The organism is Streptomyces sp. NPDC044044 (assembly GCF_056434405.1).
In genome coordinates this window covers 1-16,139 of sequence record NZ_JBWKFG010000007.1, presented here as the reverse complement: position 1 = coordinate 16,139, position 16,139 = coordinate 1, and the positions used below count along the sequence as shown (strand labels likewise).

14 protein-coding genes and 3 pseudogenes are annotated in these 16,139 nt (G+C 68.1%); 7 read left to right on the top strand and 10 right to left on the bottom strand.

Annotated elements, in window-relative coordinates; all coding sequences use genetic code 11:
* Positions 1-963: 963 nt before the first annotated feature.
* Positions 964-1,080, top strand: a pseudogene (locus tag AC07AG_RS25585) (YnfA family protein); the annotation flags it as partial.
* A gap of 18 nt (positions 1,081-1,098) precedes the next feature.
* Here AC07AG_RS25585 and AC07AG_RS25580 read toward each other — a convergent pair.
* The 5 genes and pseudogenes from AC07AG_RS25580 to AC07AG_RS25560 all read right to left on the bottom strand — a co-directional run.
* Positions 1,099-1,669, bottom strand: a pseudogene (locus AC07AG_RS25580) (TSUP family transporter).
* A gap of 91 nt (positions 1,670-1,760) precedes the next feature.
* Complete coding sequence (locus AC07AG_RS25575) at positions 1,761-2,480, bottom strand: cation efflux transmembrane domain-containing protein (protein ID WP_478757958.1); 720 nt, start codon at positions 2,478-2,480, stop codon at positions 1,761-1,763.
* Positions 2,480-2,815: an ArsR/SmtB family transcription factor gene (locus tag AC07AG_RS25570; protein WP_478757957.1), complete on the bottom strand. Its 336-nt coding sequence runs from the start codon at positions 2,813-2,815 to the stop codon at positions 2,480-2,482. The genes AC07AG_RS25575 and AC07AG_RS25570 overlap by 1 nt, the downstream gene beginning before the upstream one ends.
* A gap of 183 nt (positions 2,816-2,998) precedes the next feature.
* Positions 2,999-3,271, bottom strand: a complete 273-nt coding sequence (locus AC07AG_RS25565) for a hypothetical protein (protein WP_478757955.1) — start codon at positions 3,269-3,271, stop codon at positions 2,999-3,001.
* Between the two features lie 125 nt (positions 3,272-3,396).
* Positions 3,397-3,669, bottom strand: a pseudogene (locus tag AC07AG_RS25560) (HNH endonuclease); the annotation flags it as partial.
* A 317-nt stretch (positions 3,670-3,986) separates the two neighbouring features.
* On the opposite strand from AC07AG_RS25560, the gene AC07AG_RS25555 reads away from it, so the two are divergent.
* The 3 genes from AC07AG_RS25555 to AC07AG_RS25545 are packed head-to-tail and all read left to right on the top strand — an operon-like array spanning position 3,987 to position 6,255.
* Entirely contained in the window at positions 3,987-4,391 is a 405-nt protein-coding gene (locus AC07AG_RS25555) for a GntR family transcriptional regulator (protein ID WP_478757953.1), read from the top strand.
* Positions 4,388-5,284, top strand: coding sequence for an ABC transporter ATP-binding protein (locus tag AC07AG_RS25550; RefSeq protein WP_478757951.1), 897 nt, complete (start codon positions 4,388-4,390; stop codon positions 5,282-5,284). The genes AC07AG_RS25555 and AC07AG_RS25550 overlap by 4 nt, the downstream gene beginning before the upstream one ends.
* A complete protein-coding gene (locus AC07AG_RS25545) occupies positions 5,281-6,255 on the top strand; it encodes a transporter (RefSeq protein ID WP_478757949.1) in 975 nt (324 codons plus the stop codon). Before AC07AG_RS25550 ends, AC07AG_RS25545 begins: the two co-directional genes overlap by 4 nt.
* Positions 6,256-7,949: 1,694 nt before the next feature.
* Here the strand turns inward: AC07AG_RS25545 and AC07AG_RS25540 are convergent.
* The 4 genes from AC07AG_RS25540 to AC07AG_RS25525 form a co-directional block, all read right to left on the bottom strand.
* The gene (locus AC07AG_RS25540; RefSeq protein WP_478757947.1) at positions 7,950-8,198 is read right to left on the bottom strand and encodes a hypothetical protein; all 249 of its coding nucleotides are present in this window, start codon (positions 8,196-8,198) and stop codon (positions 7,950-7,952) included.
* 363 nt (positions 8,199-8,561) lie between these two features.
* Positions 8,562-8,891 (bottom strand): DUF7691 family protein, encoded by a 330-nt coding sequence (locus AC07AG_RS25535; RefSeq protein ID WP_478757945.1) that lies wholly within the window; start codon positions 8,889-8,891, stop codon positions 8,562-8,564.
* Positions 8,855-9,241 (bottom strand): DoxX family protein, encoded by a 387-nt coding sequence (locus AC07AG_RS25530; protein WP_478757943.1) that lies wholly within the window; start codon positions 9,239-9,241, stop codon positions 8,855-8,857. The genes AC07AG_RS25535 and AC07AG_RS25530 overlap by 37 nt, the downstream gene beginning before the upstream one ends.
* Before the next feature lie 67 nt (positions 9,242-9,308).
* Positions 9,309-9,782 (bottom strand): carboxymuconolactone decarboxylase family protein, encoded by a 474-nt coding sequence (locus AC07AG_RS25525; protein WP_478757942.1) that lies wholly within the window; start codon positions 9,780-9,782, stop codon positions 9,309-9,311.
* Between the two features lie 230 nt (positions 9,783-10,012).
* Here AC07AG_RS25525 and sigJ point away from each other — a divergent pair, with 230 nt between their 5' ends.
* Entirely contained in the window at positions 10,013-10,945 is a 933-nt protein-coding gene (sigJ, locus tag AC07AG_RS25520; RefSeq protein WP_478757940.1) for an RNA polymerase sigma factor SigJ, read from the top strand.
* A gap of 1,038 nt (positions 10,946-11,983) precedes the next feature.
* The gene (locus AC07AG_RS25515; protein ID WP_478757938.1) at positions 11,984-12,448 is read left to right on the top strand and encodes a hypothetical protein; all 465 of its coding nucleotides are present in this window, start codon (positions 11,984-11,986) and stop codon (positions 12,446-12,448) included.
* 289 nt (positions 12,449-12,737) lie between these two features.
* Here AC07AG_RS25515 and AC07AG_RS25510 read toward each other — a convergent pair whose 3' ends face one another.
* Positions 12,738-15,305, bottom strand: coding sequence for a helicase associated domain-containing protein (locus AC07AG_RS25510; RefSeq protein WP_478757936.1), 2,568 nt, complete (start codon positions 15,303-15,305; stop codon positions 12,738-12,740).
* Positions 15,306-15,561: 256 nt separating this feature from the next.
* Here AC07AG_RS25510 and AC07AG_RS25505 point away from each other — a divergent pair, with 256 nt between their 5' ends.
* A complete protein-coding gene (locus tag AC07AG_RS25505; RefSeq protein ID WP_478757934.1) occupies positions 15,562-15,825 on the top strand; it encodes a DUF6199 family natural product biosynthesis protein in 264 nt (87 codons plus the stop codon).
* The last annotated feature ends 314 nt before the right edge of the window (positions 15,826-16,139 follow it).

The following is a 16,139-nucleotide window of genomic DNA, read 5'->3' as shown; positions in this document are numbered from 1 at the left end:
ACACGAGAACTCCCCAACCGGAACGGGGGAAGCGGCCCGTTCCGGTTGGGGAGTTCGTAAGACGCTGAATCACGCAATTGAGACGTCAGACATCTCGATCAACAGCCCGGGGGCCTCGCTCGTTTCGCTTCACGGACCGTCACCCGATCGGTGGCCACATCGAAGAAGCTCAACGAGGCGAGGCCGCGGCCGACTGGAGCACAGTCAATCGGACGTTGCGGATCTTCCGAATAAGGGCGCCCCGGCCGGGTCCCGGCGGTTGATGCCCCATGAGTGCGTGGCCATGCCAAAGCGCAGACGCCCCGAATACGCCGCTATCTGCGTAAAGGCCTGCCACACGCCGTTTGCTCCTGTACGCCGCAGCTCATGATCTACCCCGACCCGTCAATCGCAATCCCAGACGATGACAAGCACGGGCTACAGAGCATCGGGCAAATCGTGGACTACCCGAAGGCCAGGGCCACGAAAGTCCCAGTCAACCCGGAAAGCTAAAAGCCCCGGCATCGAAGCTGCTGACTTGGTGGCACCAGGCGCCGCAGCCGGTCGCGAACTGAGAACCCGTCCTCGAACCTCCGGCCTGCACCGAACTCCACCATCTGGAGCCGATAAGCAGGCTTTTCGGGTAGATAGGTGACGGGCCGTGGCGTCCGGGTGACCGTCTGCGCGAATTGTCAGAACGGGCTGTGAGGGTGCTGGATGCTGGAGGAAGAACGTTCCTCCTGTGATTGGAATTGTTTCTGTCCGGCGAGGCGGCGGTCGTGCCTTATCGAGGGGCCCATGGCCGTCGCACCGCTGAACGCACCGTCGGTCGGCGGAGCTTCCACCGTGGCGCGTGTACGAGATCAACAGGGGTTCAAGGATGGGCTCTGACGGCTGCGGCATGACGTGTAGAACGCAAGTGTTGCCCGACGGGCTGCGGCTGACGTTGCCGGCCACGCGGACGAAGCTGGTGGCAGTCGAGCAGCAGTGCTGTCCGGCATGGTCGCCGACGGCTACCGGCCCGACCGCTTCGACGTTGTCGGCGCGCTGGTCTGCCTCGGTGGGATGGCGGTCATCATGTACGCCTCGCGCTGCCACTGAGTCGGCCGCCGCCGAGGATCAGGCCAGCGCTTGGGCGGCGTAGAGCGCTCCGAGACTGGCGGCAAGGGCGCCGAGCAGCAGCCGAAGTGCGGTCTTGGGTAGGTGATGCTGAAGTCGGGCGCCGAGGTATCTGCCGATTAGCCCGCCTGTGCCACAGGCCAGGCCCAGCCACCAGTCGGGCGCGACGGGCCCGGGGCTCGCCAGGGCCAGCACGGAGTACGCGGCGGCCCCGGCAACGGAGGTAGTGAAGGTTGTGGTGAGGGTGGCCGGTGTGATGTGGGCCATGGCATGCCGCGGGCGGCGAGGATAGGCCCGAGCAGGGAGCCGCTGCCGATCCCGTAGATCCCGCCGACCACCCGACTGTCAGGCCTAGTGCGGCGAGCACGCGCGCCGATGGCTCGGCCGCGTCCGGCCGCCGCCGGGCGGGGCGCAGAGTGCGCAGGCACAGCCACACGCCGAGCGGGAGCAGGAAGGCGGCGGCCAGGAGGCGGAAGACGCCGGGGCCGGGGAGGAGGAAGACAGTCCCGGACACGCTGACCGGCGCGGTCACCGTCGAGATCAGCAGGCCGGCCGCGAACCCGGCCCAGATCGTCCACTCACCGTTGCCCCCACCGCTCCTTGATCGCCCGGTCAGTATCGGCGGACCAGGTGGCGGGAGGGGCGTGGTGGCAACGAGATGTTCAGGAGCAGCAGGTGCAGCCCGGCTTGCAGCCGCACGCGTCCGCCTCGGCCGCGGCGGGCCCGCCGGGAGCCGGGGTGTGGGCGGTGGGTGCGCAGCAGCCCTTGCCCTGCCAGGCGTTGCGGCCCTCCTTCACCGCGATGGCCGCGATGATCAGGGCGGCCATCGGATCGGCCCAGGACCAGCCGAGCGTGGAGTTGAGGATCAGGCCGACCAGCAGCACGGCAGACAGGTACGTGCACAGCAGGGTCTGCTTGGAGTCGGCGACCGCGGAGGCGGAGCCGAGTTCACGACCAGCCTTGCGCTGGGCGAAGGAGAGGAACGGCATGATCGCCAGGGACAGGGCGGCGATGACGATGCCCGGGATCGAGCGGTCGGCCTCACCGGTGCCGACCAGGGCTCGGACGGCGTCGATGCTCACATAAGCGGCGAGGGCGAAGAAGGAGACGGCGATGATCCGCAGGGTGGTCTTCTCCCGGTCGTCGAGCACAGCGTGGTCGCGGGCGGAGAACTGCCAGGCGATCGCGGCGGCAGAGGACACCTCGATCACGGAGTCCAGCCCGAACCCGATCAGCGCCGTCGAGGAGGCCATCGTGCCCGCGGTGATCGCGACGACGGCCTCGATGACGTTGTAGGTGATGGTCGCGGTGACCAGCCACCGTATGCGGCGCGCGAGCGCGTCGCGGCGGGCCGGGGATGGCCCGAGGGATATCGCGGTCATCAGCAGCAGCCCTTCGTGGCGGCGTCCGGGCAGGTCTTGTCCGACTCGACCGCGACCACAGCGGCGAGCAGGTGGTCCAGGGCGTGGCCGAGGCGTTCGTCGGCGAGCTCGTAGCGGGTGCGGCGCCCATCGGGCACGGTGACCACAAGGCCGCAGTCACGCAAGCAGGCCAGGTGGTTGGACAGCCGAGTCCGGGAAACGTCGAGCGCGTCGGCGAGATCGGCCGGATAGGCCGGCGCCTGGCGCAGGGCGAGCAGGATGCGGCAGCGGATCGGGTCGGCGAGCGCGCGGCCGAAGCGGGCCAGCACCTCGATGTCGGAGGCAACAGTCAGCACCCCACGACAGTACACATAAAGCTGAATTCAGGAAACCCTGAACTCATGGATAGGGGGGGGCGATCGGCAGGGAACGGGAGTCGCGTCCGGCGCGGGCAGTCCCGCTACCGGCGAGGAGTGAACGCAGTGCGGGCCGCCGCCCGGTCAGGGTGGCGGCCCGCCCCCACTCTGTCTGCCCGTGGGCTAGCTGTTCCCGCGGCGTTTCTTCCGCGGCAGCGCCCGGCCACCTGGCTGTTCCTGCTCCTCGGTGTCGGTCGGGTCACTCCCAACGCCGCTCCCGGAGCCGCTTGGGGAGCTGTTCCCGCCCCCGCTCCCGCTCCCGCCGTTGCCGTTGGAGTCGGGGGCCGGGCCCTTCGCGTAGGTGACCGGGGTCTTCGCCTTCCGCGGCAGCGCCGGGCCGGCCACCTGCCTGGGCGAGGGACCGCTCTGGTCAGGTTCCGGTTTTTCCTCGGCCATGGTGGGCTCCTTTCACCGCGATGGATAAGGCGATCAAGCTTTTCCCGCGTCCACGTGTCCCCAACCGCAGTGCCGCCAGTCCTCACCCGGGCACGGGCGTTGGGGCTCAGCGTCGTGCGGCCGGGTTACCGGGCGAGCTGCACCCTGACCGGGGTGTTCGGGCAGCGGGTCGCGTTCTCGGCCAGGGCGGCCTCCTCGCTCGGGTCGATGGCGAGCTTCCAGCGGGTCTTGATGGCGACCCACTGCGCCACGTACTGGCAGCGGTTGCCTTCGGCCGGCGGCATCCAGGTCGAGGGGTCCTTGTCGGCCTTGCTGCGGTTGGACTTCGCCGTGACGGCGATCAGCGCCCGCTCGTCGCCGAGGTCGTTGGCGTATGCCTGGCGTTCGGCCGCGGTCCAGTCCTTGGCGCCGACTGGCGGGGGGGCTACTTCAAGCGTGCTGTATTCCGGGGAACTGACGCCGCGCGGCTCACGATGTGACGCAACCGCAGAGCCTCAAACAGGCACTAGGAGCGACGGCGATGGGCCTGTCGGGGGTGTTTCTGCCTGTCATCTGCGGCTTCGGCGCCGGGAAGAACTACGGGACATGGGTCGGCTCCACCGCGCAGCGCCATGCCTGCACATCTCGCAGGGTGGCGCCTCCTCAAGTCCGGCGGATCGCAGAGGGCTTGCCACACGATTAACCTAGAGAGCTAGAGTGCTAGGTAACTAGCTAAATGGAGGAACCGGTGATTGAGTTCCACCTGAACACCCGGTCCGGCCTGTCTCCCTACCAGCAGCTGGTCCAGCAAGTGCGCCATGCACTGCGTCTGGGACTGCTGAAGGAGGGAGACAAGCTGCCGACGGTCAAGGACGTGGCGAAGCAGATCGCGGTCAACCCGAACACGGTGCTCAAGGCCTACCGCGAGCTGGAGCACGAGGGGCTGGTTGCCGCCCGGCCCGGCGTCGGAACGTTTGTGACCCGGACGCTGGCCGACGACACACTCGCCGCCCACGGCCCACTGCGCAGGGACCTGCAGCGCTGGCTGACCAAGGCCCGACTGGCCGGACTCGACGAGGAAAGCATCGAGGCGCTGTTCGTGAGCACCTTTCGTAACGCAGCCGGAGAGGACGTAGCGTGAGCGCTGTCTTGCGAGCCCAAGATCTGGGCAAGAAGTACAAGCAGCGCTGGGCGCTGCAGCACTGCGACCTGGACGTTCCCGCCGGCCGCGTGGTGGGCTTGGTTGGCCCCAACGGGGCTGGAAAGTCGACCCTGTTGAATCTGGCCTCGGGCCTGCTCACCCCCACGGTCGGCAGCATCGAGGTGTGCGGAGGCACTCCCGCCGGCAATGTGGAGCAGCTGGCCAAGGTCGGCTTCGTGGCCCAGGACACCCCGACCTACGCCTCCTTAAGTGTCGCCGACCACCTCGACTTCGGCAGACGGCTGAACCCGCACTGGGATGATGCCGTGGCCCGGGAGCGGGTGCGCCGGCTGGGCCTGGACCTCAAGCAGCGGGCCGGAAGGTTGTCCGGCGGTCAGCGCGCGCAGCTCGCCCTCACGTTGGGCATCGCCAAGCGCCCGGAGCTGCTCATCCTGGACGAGCCCGTGGCAGCCCTGGACCCGCTGGCCCGGCGGGAGTTCATGCAGGATCTGATGGAGGCCGTCGCCGAGCACGAGATGAGCGTCGTACTCTCCTCGCATCTGGTCTCCGACGTGGAGCGCACCTGCGACTACGTCATCGTCCTGGTCGACTCCCAGGTGCAGGTGGCCGGCGACATCGACGACCTGGTCGCCTCCCACCACCGGCTCACCGGCCCACGCCGCGACCCGGCCACCCTTCCCTCCGGCCTGCACGTCATCTCGGCCAGCCACACCGACCGGCAGACCACGCTCCTGGTGCGCACCGACACCGCGGTCCACGATCCGTCCTGGACCGTGAGCCCGCTCGGTCTGGAGGACATCGTCCTCGCGTACATGACCCGCCCCGCGGACGCCTTCCGTGATTCCCGACCCACCTTTGAGGTGCTGCGATGATCTGGCTGACCTGGCGACAGTTCCGCACCCAGGCCACGGTCGTCTATCTTGCCCTGGCCTTCCTCGCGGTGCTCCTGGTGGTCACCGGTCCGCAGCTGGCCGACCTGTACGCCGGTGCCGGAGACGACCTGTTCGGCCGGATCACCAGCGCCGACCAGAGCGTGTATTACCTCGGACTCCTGGTCACCGTGCTCGTACCGGCCGTCATCGGCATGTTCTGGGGCGCACCTCTGATCACCCGTGAGCTGGAGAGCGGCACCTTCCGCCTGGCGTGGAACCAGAGCATCACCCGCGCCCGCTGGCTGACCACCAAACTTGCCCTCACCGGCCTGGCCACCATGACCGCCGCCGCCCTGGCCAGCCTCATCGTGACGTGGTGGAGCAGTCCGATCGACCGGGCCGTCAACAGCGGCGGGACTGGCGCGGATCCCTTCTACCCGCGCATCGATCCGCTGGTATTCGCCGGGCGCGGCATCGTGCCGATCGGTTACGCGGCCTTCGCTTTCATCCTCGGTGTCACCCTTGGTGTGCTCATCCGCCGCACCGTGCCCGCGATGGCCGCCACCCTTGCCGCGTACGCCGCCGTGCAGATCGCCACGCCCCTGTGGATCCGGCCTCACCTGGCCCCGTCCGTGAACACGACCCTGCCGTTCACCGAGGCCAGGCCGGTGAGCATCGGCGTCGACGCCGTGCGCGAAGTGGACTTCGGCCAGCCCGGCGCCTGGATCTTGTCCGAACAGACCGTCAACGCCTCCGGCCAACCGGCAACCTTGCCCGCCTCGCTCACCGACTGCCCGTCCATGTCGGACTGCGCCGATGCCTTGTCCAAGGCCGGTTACCGGCAGCAGGTCGCCTACCAACCCGCCGGGAACTTCTGGACCCTTCAGTGGGCCGAGACCGGCCTCTACCTGGGCCTTACCCTGGCCCTGACCGGGTTCTGCACCTGGTGGATCCGCCGCTGCCTCACCTGACAGACATACAAGCCAACCTACCGACTCAACCGCGAGTAGCAGCCAAGACTTGGCTGCTACTCGCGGTTGAGTCGGTCAGTCCATGAACGCCCGCCGGCTAGCTTCCAGCTCTGTGAGTCGGGCCTCGAGGTAGGCAGTCCAGTCGTTGGCGGCGCGGTGGCGCCATTGCTGGGCGGTGATGATGTGCTGGCCGAGTATGGGAGCGGGGACGGCTGGCGGCAGGTCCAGGGCAAGTTCGATCAGGGCAGTCGTGCGGGTCTGGTGGATCGGGATCTGGCGAGCTGCGAGCCGGCGTGCGAGGACGACTGCGGAGATGTGCTCGCCGGGCCGGGCCCAGGGAGAGCCACCGGTGGGGCGAGTTCGCAGCCCAACCAGCCACCGGTCGACGGACGAGTTCCTGCGCCGCGTGCAGGAGCGGGAACCTCGCGCACCCCGATCGCGCGCAGAACTGTATGGCTCCTCGCTGTGGTCCATGAGGACCGAGACGGACCCTGACATCACAGTGGTCCTAGCTATCGCTCGGGAGCTCAACGAGGAGCGCCAGGAGCACGAGGCCAACATGAAGCGGATCGATGGACACCGCCCTCGGACGGTATCCATCCCCTCTGGGGGGGGGCAGCAGAGGAAGTGACGACAGAGAGGCCCCCTCCCGTGTCAGGAAGGGGGCCTCTGCCGTGCAATGCGCCCTGTTTGTCAGACGGACCCAGTAGCCTGCTGGGAGTGAACAGCTCTCTGGGAGGGGGTGTGATGACTGAGAGTTGGGGCGCTGACTCGCCAGTGTCGAAGGTCAGGGACTATATCGATCGGCTGAACCTGGCCGTTGTGCGCGGGGAGACGCAGCACGTCATGTGCGGCCTCCGCATGGAGGACCTCGATGTCCGCCCCGCCGAGAGCCACCCACATGACAGGCTAAGGACCGCCGCGCTTCGGCTCGAAGTGGCTGGCACTGCGGCCGAACGGCGAGCTGCCGCGCGGGCACTCGCCGAAGCGCTCGCCGAAGTAATCGCTTGTCTTCTCCGGTTCTTGATCCGAGTCCTCATCCTGCTGCTCTCGCGCCTGTTGGGGCGGGCCGCCGCGGACGATGTACCGGTGTGGAAACCTGCGCCCATCGAGGCCACACCACAGATCGCGCCCAGAGGGCCCAACTCTGCCTTCCCCGTGACGACTCACCGGGGCGGGCACCACCGCAGCACGCTGGGGAGCGTTGTACTAGCTGCCTGAGTGGCCCGCCGACCATGCAAGGTCGGAAGGTTCAGATCAATGTTTGCACTGCCGGACACGGCCCCCTGGTGGGCCGTCTTGGCTGTTGTTGTTTTCGGCCTCACCGTGCTCGGGGTGTGCGGCCTCGTTCGTGCCGTGTGGCCGCAGAACTCTGCCCACCGCAAGATTCTGTTGCAAGAGCGGCAGCAGGAGCGGGCTCGGCGGCGACGGGAGTTGGGCGGAAAGCAGTAGCGTGCGACACGGCCAAGGCCGTTAGAGAAAAACAGAAAGGCCCCACCTCATAGAGGTGGGGCCTTTTGCGTCTTAGGGGCGTCGCAGAAGCAGGCGGAGAACTGGCTCAGCCCGTGCGCGAAATCCCGGATCTTCGTGGGCGACTGCCGTCATAGCGAGAACGCCGACCAGTGCGATTAGTACCAACGCAGGCGTTAGAGTCGTGAGTTCGAACATGTCTCCGAGCTTGTCGTTTAACCCCATCAGGGGGTGACGTAGTCGCCCCAGCCGAAAGTGGCGACGTAAGCCCGTCGAACGGCTTCTCCGCCCCGTCCGCCCCTGATGCGGATGACGGTCAGCGCGAGGACGAACCAGGCGGCAAAGCCCCCCGCGACGATCAAAGTCCAGCGAGGGCCCGAGAAACTGGCAATGACGACCAGGGCAATGATCGTGACGACCAGCCCGATGTGGCCGCCACCGATATCCGTACTCGACCTGCCGCCACCTGTCATCAGGGTCTCCAGTCTCCCGCCGAGGAGCACGCCGTTGTGCGCCAGAGCAGGCTACGGGGCTCGGTCAGTGATGTCAGTGCCGCTCCCAGGACGGGGTTTGGTGCCGGCCTTGTGGTGGGCGGGGCGGCTGTATGCCTCGCCGGTGGGGAGGACTCTGCCCATGTCGTGACGGGTGGCGGAGTGTCGGTTCTTCGAATCCGGTGGCCGGTCGGGCCCGGGACGGGATGCTTTCGGTACACCGGCCGGTGAGCCGGCCGCACGAGAGCACACCGCCCGGTGTGTGCCGAGTGCGCAATGTGCGATCTAGAGCGGGAGTCGTTATAGCCCGATATTAGAACGCGATCGAAACTTCCAGATACGCGCTCAGAACTTGAAGCCGATGACGCCGTAGCCCGGTCGTGCCGCCGCGTGCCGTATCCAGCCCAGACACTGCATGGCGGCTTCAGCGACCTCGGGCTCCAGGGGCGGAGCCTGCCCGCCCGCATCGACGGCCTGCTTGGTGGCCTCAAACTGTGCCAGCGCCCGTACACATTGGTCGTGTGTCCAGGGGAGGCGAAAGACAGCGACTTGGTGCCGGGTCGGGTCTGCCGGTCCAGTACAGGGCGGTGCGGTCCAGCCGTCGGCCTGTGCTCCGCGGTGTAGCCGGACAATGCCCCTCAGGCCGTGAGGGACTCGGGGCCGATGCGGCCCCACACCACGAAGGCGGCCAGGACGAGGTAGACCAGGTCCACCACCATGAATTTGGTCTCGTGACGCCGTATGCGGGTGATCGCCGCGCCGGTCATCATCAGCACCAAGCCGAGGGCTGCCAGCGGGACCAGAACCGGTGCGGTGCCGAGCAGGGCGGGCAGGACCAGGCCCACCGTGGCCAGCACCTCGAGGGCTCCGATGGTTTTGATGCTGCCGGCGCTGAAGTCCTCGGCCCAGCGGGCGCTGGGGCCGCTGGAGGCGATCTCCTCCTTCGGCGTGATCACCTTGAAGGCGCCGCCGAGCAGGTAGGCGGTGGCGAGCAGTCCGGTGATGATCCACAGGGCGAGGTTCATGGGATGAATCCCTACATGGTGTCGGCGCGGGCGCCGGGGGCGGAACGGTCGCGTGGCGGGTGGATGGTCAGCCGTGCTGGCCGGGCTGGTAGCCGCCCGCGGGCTGCTGGATCATGACGTTTCCGCGGTTGAAGGCGTTGATGATGGCGATCTGGGCCACCAGGTCGGCGAGTTGGTCGTCGTCGTAGTACTTGGCGGCGTTCGCCCAGACTGCGTCCGGGACCCCGCCGGCCGTGTCGGCGATGCGGGTGCCCTCTTCGGTCAGCTCCAGGGCGGCGCGTTCGGCGTCGGTGAACACCGTGGCCTCGCGCCAGGCCACGACCAGGTGGAGACGTACCGCGCTCTCCCCGGCGTGCGCGGCGTCCTTGGTGTGCATGTCGATGCATCCGGCGCAGCCGTTGATCTGGCTGGCGCGGAGCATCATCAGTTCCCGGGTGGAGGCCGGGACGGTCGACTCCGCGAGCGCCCTGCTCGCGGCGATGATGTGCTTCATGGCCTTGGCGGCGACGGGGCTGGTCATGAAGTTGAGTCGAGCGTTCATCGTGTACTCCTTGTTCCTGTTGATCGCTGTCGCCCTCTAAGACAGGGCACCCCGGCAGCCTGTGACAGGGGCCGATGTGACGTGCGTCTCCCCGCCGGACTGAGATGGTCCGCCGACGGCCCACCGAACCCCTGGGATACCCTCTGGGCATCTTGTGGATCTTGGAATGGGCAGGCGGGGCGGCGCGCTTGGACTGAGCACCGCCGTCCGCGAGTTGGGGGAGGGGTCCCATGTCGGGAGCAACGGATGTGACGGACGAGGCTGGATACCGGCCGCTGATGTTCTCCATCGCCTACGGGATGACCGGGTCGGTAGGCGACGCCGAGGACCTCGTCCAGGACGCCTTCCTCGGCCTGACCCGGGCGCACCAGGCGGGTACCGCGATCTCCTCACCAAAGGCGTACCTGACCACAGCTGTGACGCGGCTGGGGATCAACCACCTGAGCTCGGCACGGGTACGCAGGGAGACCTATGTGGGGAACTGGCTGCCCGAACCGGTCGTCGTGACCAATGACCGGCCGGGACCGGTCGAGCACGCCGAGCTGGCCGACTCACTGTCCATGGCCTTCCTCGTGCTGCTGGAGTCCCTCTCCCCGGTGGAGCGGGCGGTGTTCATGCTGCGTGAAGTATTCGGGTACGACTACACGGATGTGGCGAGGACCACCGGGAAGTCCGAGGCGAACTGCCGCCAGATCTTCGCCCGTGCCAAGAAGCGCATCACCGCGGCTGGGCCGGACGCGGACAGTGTGCCGCCCCCTGCCAAGCGGGCCGAGGGCGAGGAACTCGCCCGCAAGTTCTTCGAGGCGGCCGAGGGCGGCGACCTGGACGCGCTGCTCGGCATGCTCGCGCCCGATGTCGTGTACTACGGGGACGGCGGCGGCAAGGCGCGTGCGACCAGGAATCCGGTGGATGAGTCGCAGCGCGTCGGGCAGCTGCTCGTCGGTGGTTTCCGCCGGATTCGGAGCCTCGGTGCCGGCCTCCGTCCGGCCTGGGTCAACAGCCGCCCCGGCGCCGTGACCTACGACCCTGAGGGCCGGGTGGTCAACGTGGTCGAGCTCGACATCGTCGACGGTGTGATCCGGGCGATCCACTCCGTGTCCAACCCCGACAAGCTCGGCCACCTCGGACCGGTGTCCGACATGGCACGGCTGTCGGAGGAATAGCCCACCCGGCCCGCAGCACTGGGAGCGCCAGGCCGAACGCGAGCACCAGCTCCTGGAGGAGGACCAGGCCGCACAGAAGGCCGGCGGATGGTTCTCGCGCCGCCGGCCCTGACAGCCGAGCCTCCAGAAGGCGGTGACACGGCCCGGGGCAACGGCGACGACATTCCCCCGGCTCGACTCCTTCCTCGCGCCAGGGAGGCTCGGAAGAGGCAGCGCTGCGCATCGCCCCGGCGCTACCGTGACCTGACGACAGCGGGGCCGGAAAGGATCACCCTGTCCGGCCCCGCTGCTTGTTGCCGGCTGCTTTTACCGGCTGAAGGCGGATGCGCGGCCCTCACGCGAACTCGAGGCCGTCCAGCAGGACGTCCTCCAGCTCCTTCTCCCAATGGCCGCGCAGACCGAGGGGGTTGGTCTCCATCCGCTCCAGGATGACCAGGGTCTCGGGCTGCATGATCAGCGCCTATCGGCCGTGCGAGGCCAAGACGGTCGCGGCAGCGGACCAAGCCGAACGCGACCGCCTGGAGGCGGGGGCCGCCGCGACCGCCGAGACGGCCCGCGGCTGCGCTCCCGCTTCCGCCGTGGGTACGTGCGTCCGGCGGGGCTTGAGGTCTCGAGATCAAGGCCCAGTGTCACCGGACACTGCACCTCAGCTTCAACTGGAACCGTATGAGGGAGCGATCGTCGGTCCTGGCCTGCGTGATACTGGGAGCGCCGATGCCGAGCCCGGCCGTGACAGCGGATCTGTGCCCCGGCGGTCAGGCGCTTGGCGGTCGCTCCACCTCCACACCGAGAGCGACCAGTCGGCCCACGGTGTACGCGGCGAGTGACTCGCGAGCAAGATCGAGGTGCCTCAGCTGGGAGCTCGCTTCCAGGAGGAGGTCCTCGGGCAGCGGGCATCCGGCTTCTACACATGCACTCAGAGCGGACGTCGCGTCCCCCAGTGCCTGTTCGAGAGCATGCACGTCCCCCCCCGTGATCGTTGCGCCTCAAGGCCTGCATCATCGAGCCGTCGCGCATCAGCGTCCGGGCTGAACCGGCATGCGCGAACCACAGACCGTCGTGGAGCGCTTCGTCGAACGCCTCGTTGACGGCCTTCCTGGCGGCACGGCGCGCTTCGGAGAAAGATCCCGGGTCGACGGGTCGACCGTGCCACAACTCGTTCACGGTGTCATCGAGGAGCAGCTGCCACGCACGGGTGGTCGACCGCATGTTCTTCAGGCGATCTGTCACGGCCGTCTGTCGGGCGGCAAGCTCGGCAGCTTGCTCCCGCTCCGCCGCTGTCGCTCTCTCCCGTTCGGCGACGCGCAATTCGAACTGCTGCTGACGTTCGAGAAGTTCGTCCTCGCGGCGCTGCTGCGCTCGCTCTCGCTCCTCCTGCCGCAGCAGCGCCTCTCTCCGTTCCGCCGCCTGGCGCCGATGCAGCATCAAGGGCCCGAGCACCGCACGCCCCGCCCCCACGACTGCGCCGCCGACCGCGCTGATCAACGCGAACCACGCTGCTGAATCCGCCATGCAGTTGATTCTGCCCAGAGCCCGCGCCCACCGGGTCCCGAACGAGCCGTGCGCTCAGATGCCGCACTCGATCCCCGCCAGCAGCGAGCCCACACAGGCAGGGCCAGTATAAAGAATGTCGGCTTTGTCAGCCGGTGCGCGCCGCCCTTCACCAACCTGCCGACGAACCGCACCTGGTCCTCAGTCCAGTCGCCCAGTCGCAGCCACGGCCGCTCCCGGCCCATCAAGTAGTCCGACACGAGCGCCGCGACGGTCACCACCAAGACGTTCGCGTTCATCGTCATGTCCATCGCATGCCGATCTGGGAGAGCTGTTCCATCCGTTCCGGTGTCAGGGTGGTGGCCCGGCTGCGCTGGTTCCCGATCCATGCCCCGAGCCGGATCTGTCGCTCCTCCTGGCCCTCGCCGCTGCCCTCGGCCCCCTCGCCGATGACGATCCGTTCGACATGCTTTCGGGGTACCTGTAGGTGTCCTTCGCGTTCGTAGAACTGGCGGGCGGCCTGGTAGTTCATGGCCCACTTGTCCGCCTGCGTACGGCGCGGCTTGGGCTTCTCGTCCTCGCTGGCGGGTGTGATCCCGAGGACCTGTTCGCTCATCCATTGCTGCACGGTCGTGAGCTGATCCCAGCCGAGCTTCACCGACTGCACCCACCGCCCCAGATCCTCGCCCTGGCGCAAGACGTTGCCCGCCGTGGTGGGCAACGCCTCGCCCGCGTCCAGGTGGAGCCGGACGAGGTGGAAGCAGCGCTGCCACGTCACCGGCCAACTCGGGCACCAGGATGCGTCGATCTCCTCCAGCTGTTCGCGCCGTTCGTCCGACAGCGCCCCGGCCGCCGACTGAACCGGCAGGCCCTCCGCACGCCGCTGCCCGTTCTCCTGCGCCTTGCGGGCGGCGGCCCGTGCGTTCTTCAGGAAGATGCCCACCTTCGCGCCCTGGTAGGTGGCGTCCAGCGGGGCCAGGAGGTGGCCGTGTTCGGCGGCCCATCCGCGCGCGGCGGACAGGCCCTCCTCCCACGCGACATCGAAGTGGGACCAGACCATGCCCAGTTTCTCCAGCTGGGCGATGCGGTCCCCGTCCATGTCGCCGCGGGCGTAGAACCGGCGCGCGTCGGCGGTCCACTGCCCAAGGGGGAATCCGGCGAGCGAGGCAGGCCACCCCGTGGCTTCTGCCTTCGCCTGTGTATCCCGGTTGGCCTGGTCGTCGACGGCGGGCACCCGGTATGTGAATGGCACGCGGAGGTCACCGTGCAGCCGGTTGTAGATGACGGCTGCTTCCACTCCCCGCCGCCAGTGTTCGTGTTCGGGGTTGAGGACGCGCAGGTTGATGAACGCCGCCAGGGCGGCCGGGTCGCGCGGCGTGGAGAACTTCAGCAGCGCCTTGGCGGGGGCGCTGACGCCCCCGGAGCCCTCACCGCTCCCGCCCGTGCTCTTCTCGCTGTCGTCCTTGTTGACGGACCTGTAGACGCTGGGGGCCTGCTGTTCGGCGAGCTGCTCCACTACGCGGACGTCATGTGCCCGCAGTGCCTCCAGCAGCTTGGCCAGCCCGCCGTACGCCCGGGAGGTGAGCATGTTGTCCGCCGTCTCGCCCGGCCCGAGCAGTACGGGCACCACCAGGCTTGCCACCTTGCCCTCGCCCGGCTGCATCCGCAGCGCCCGGCCCACCGCCTGGACCAGGTCCGGCATCGACCCGCGCACATCCGCCCAGTAGACGGAGTCGCAGTTCTTGGTGTCGACGCCCTCTCCGAGGACCTTCACGGACCCGAGGTAGCTCTTCTCCACGACGGTGCCGTCGTCTGCGATTCCGTCGGTGAACTCCTCGAGGACGCGGCGGCGGTGCAGCGGTTTGTGGTCGCCGCACAGCCAGTTGGCCCAGATCGTCTTGGGGTACAGCTCTGGCTCGGCGTCATGGAGCTGCGCGGTGACGTCGGGGAGGCCGGCCGCGAACGCTTCGGCCTCACGGACCTGGTGGTGGAAGACGAGCGTGCGGCGGAAGCCCTCCTCCGCAGACGCCTTCACCAAGGCGGTCTGCAGCGCGGCGAGACGCACTCCGCGCACCTCTGCCGAGCGCCCTTCTGCGCCCAGGAGCTCGGCGGCCTGGAGGGCGGTGTCGGTGACGTCGACGCATACGACCTGGTAGGGGGCACAGATGCCCCGGTCGATAGCCTCCGAGAGCGTCAAAGTGAACGCCCTGCTGCCGAAGGGCCCATTGGGGTCGTCTTCCATGCTCGCGACCAGCTCGCCCGGCGCGCCGGCCTCGTCCTCGTCCTCGAGCTGCCACATCCGGGGCGTGGCCGTCATGTAGAGGCGGCGCAGCGATGGGATCCGGGTGTTGTCGTGGACGACGGCCCACGGCTTGCCGATGCGGCCCGAAACGCGGTGGGCTTCATCCACGACGATCAGGTCCCACGCCGCCAAGCCCGCGGCGTGCGCTCGCTCCAGCGTGCCCAGCCCGAGGCTGGCGTAGGTGGCGTAGACGGTGACCTTGTCCAGGCCCCGCGTCCACTCCACCAGCTCGTCCACGTCCGTGGTGTTGGGGAAGGACGCCTCCTCACCCCGCAGCGAGGACACCCCGATCATCGGCCCTCGGCGGCCTCCCTCGCGCCATGCGGCTTCGGTCTGCGCCAGGAGGTCCAGCGAGGGTACGAGTACCAGCACGCGGCCTGCGTGGAGTTCCTGCGTGCTGCGGATCGCGACCCGGGTCTTCCCGGACCCGGTCGCCATGATTACTTGCGTGCGGAGTCCTCGTTCGGGCGCGAGTGATCGTGCAGGCAGTTCGAGGGCGCGCACGACCGCGTCAGTGGCTTCTCGTTGGGCTGCCTCGCGTGGGTCAGCGCGGCCTGTGGTGGGCATGCTTCGCCTGCCTTCTGCTCGGGTGTGTCCAGTCCAAGAGGAGTCGTAAGGGCTGTGGTTGGACTGACGTGACCGGCTGACTGCTCTGCCCGTCAGGACCATCGGTAAGGCTGTGGGATGAATCTTGCTGAATCTTCGGAGCGACCCTGACGGGTGGACTCTGATTCCAGAGTCTATCCGCTATTCAGAATGAAGCACACTGCCCTCGCCTGAGCGGCACTGTTTTCTGCTAAGCACCCCGGGCACCCGAAGAAGCATGAATCGCGACGCAGTCATTCAAGCCGCTTCCGGCAGTGACAGCAGCCCCGTCCTCATCCCGATCCTGTGCCTCTTCCTGGTCATGGGGCTGGTGCAGGTCATACGGCCTCAACTGCTTTGGAGGATGAACAGAAACATGCAGAGAGGGTGGGTGAAGGATCCGGATGCGACCGAACCTACTGGCAAGGGGTATGCGATGGCGCGAGTGAGTGGGGTGCTTGTTCTGGGATTCGCGGCCTGGATGCTGGTGCACCAGATGTGATCGGCTCCTGTAGCCAGCCTGGCCCGCGTCAGCGGGTCTCAAGGTCCTGCAGGCGCAGCCGGAAGGACCGTCAGACGGGGGAGCGCAGCGGACCCGCCGGCCAGGCTGGAGCGAAGCGGAAGCCTGGCAGCGAGACGGAGTCTCGCCGGTCTGGGAGCGCAGCGGACAGACCGTCACCGGCCTTGCGAAGCAAGGCCGGTGAGCGGGTGGCGCAGCCACCCGCCTCCGCTCGCGCGGAGCGCGAGCGCAACACTCGCGCGCAGCGCGGGTGTTCGCTTGCACATCGCGCAGCGATGTGGTACCCGCTCCGCGGG

Excerpts from the sequence above, each read along its gene's own strand:
- sigJ (WP_478757940.1), top strand. The coding sequence starts at position 10,013 with ATGTCGGGAGCAACGGATGTGACGGACGAGGCTGGATACCGGCCGCTG.
- AC07AG_RS25575 (WP_478757958.1), bottom strand. The coding sequence starts at position 2,480 with ATGACCGCGATATCCCTCGGGCCATCCCCGGCCCGCCGCGACGCGCTC.
- AC07AG_RS25540 (WP_478757947.1), bottom strand. The coding sequence starts at position 8,198 with ATGACAGGTGGCGGCAGGTCGAGTACGGATATCGGTGGCGGCCACATC.
- AC07AG_RS25545 (WP_478757949.1), top strand. The coding sequence starts at position 5,281 with ATGATCTGGCTGACCTGGCGACAGTTCCGCACCCAGGCCACGGTCGTC.
- AC07AG_RS25515 (WP_478757938.1), top strand. The coding sequence starts at position 11,984 with ATGCGCGAACCACAGACCGTCGTGGAGCGCTTCGTCGAACGCCTCGTT.
- AC07AG_RS25505 (WP_478757934.1), top strand. The coding sequence starts at position 15,562 with ATGAATCGCGACGCAGTCATTCAAGCCGCTTCCGGCAGTGACAGCAGC.
- AC07AG_RS25525 (WP_478757942.1), bottom strand. The coding sequence starts at position 9,782 with ATGAACGCTCGACTCAACTTCATGACCAGCCCCGTCGCCGCCAAGGCC.
- AC07AG_RS25510 (WP_478757936.1), bottom strand. The coding sequence starts at position 15,305 with ATGCCCACCACAGGCCGCGCTGACCCACGCGAGGCAGCCCAACGAGAA.
- AC07AG_RS25530 (WP_478757943.1), bottom strand. The coding sequence starts at position 9,241 with ATGAACCTCGCCCTGTGGATCATCACCGGACTGCTCGCCACCGCCTAC.
- AC07AG_RS25555 (WP_478757953.1), top strand. The coding sequence starts at position 3,987 with ATGGAGGAACCGGTGATTGAGTTCCACCTGAACACCCGGTCCGGCCTG.
- AC07AG_RS25565 (WP_478757955.1), bottom strand. The coding sequence starts at position 3,271 with ATGGCCGAGGAAAAACCGGAACCTGACCAGAGCGGTCCCTCGCCCAGG.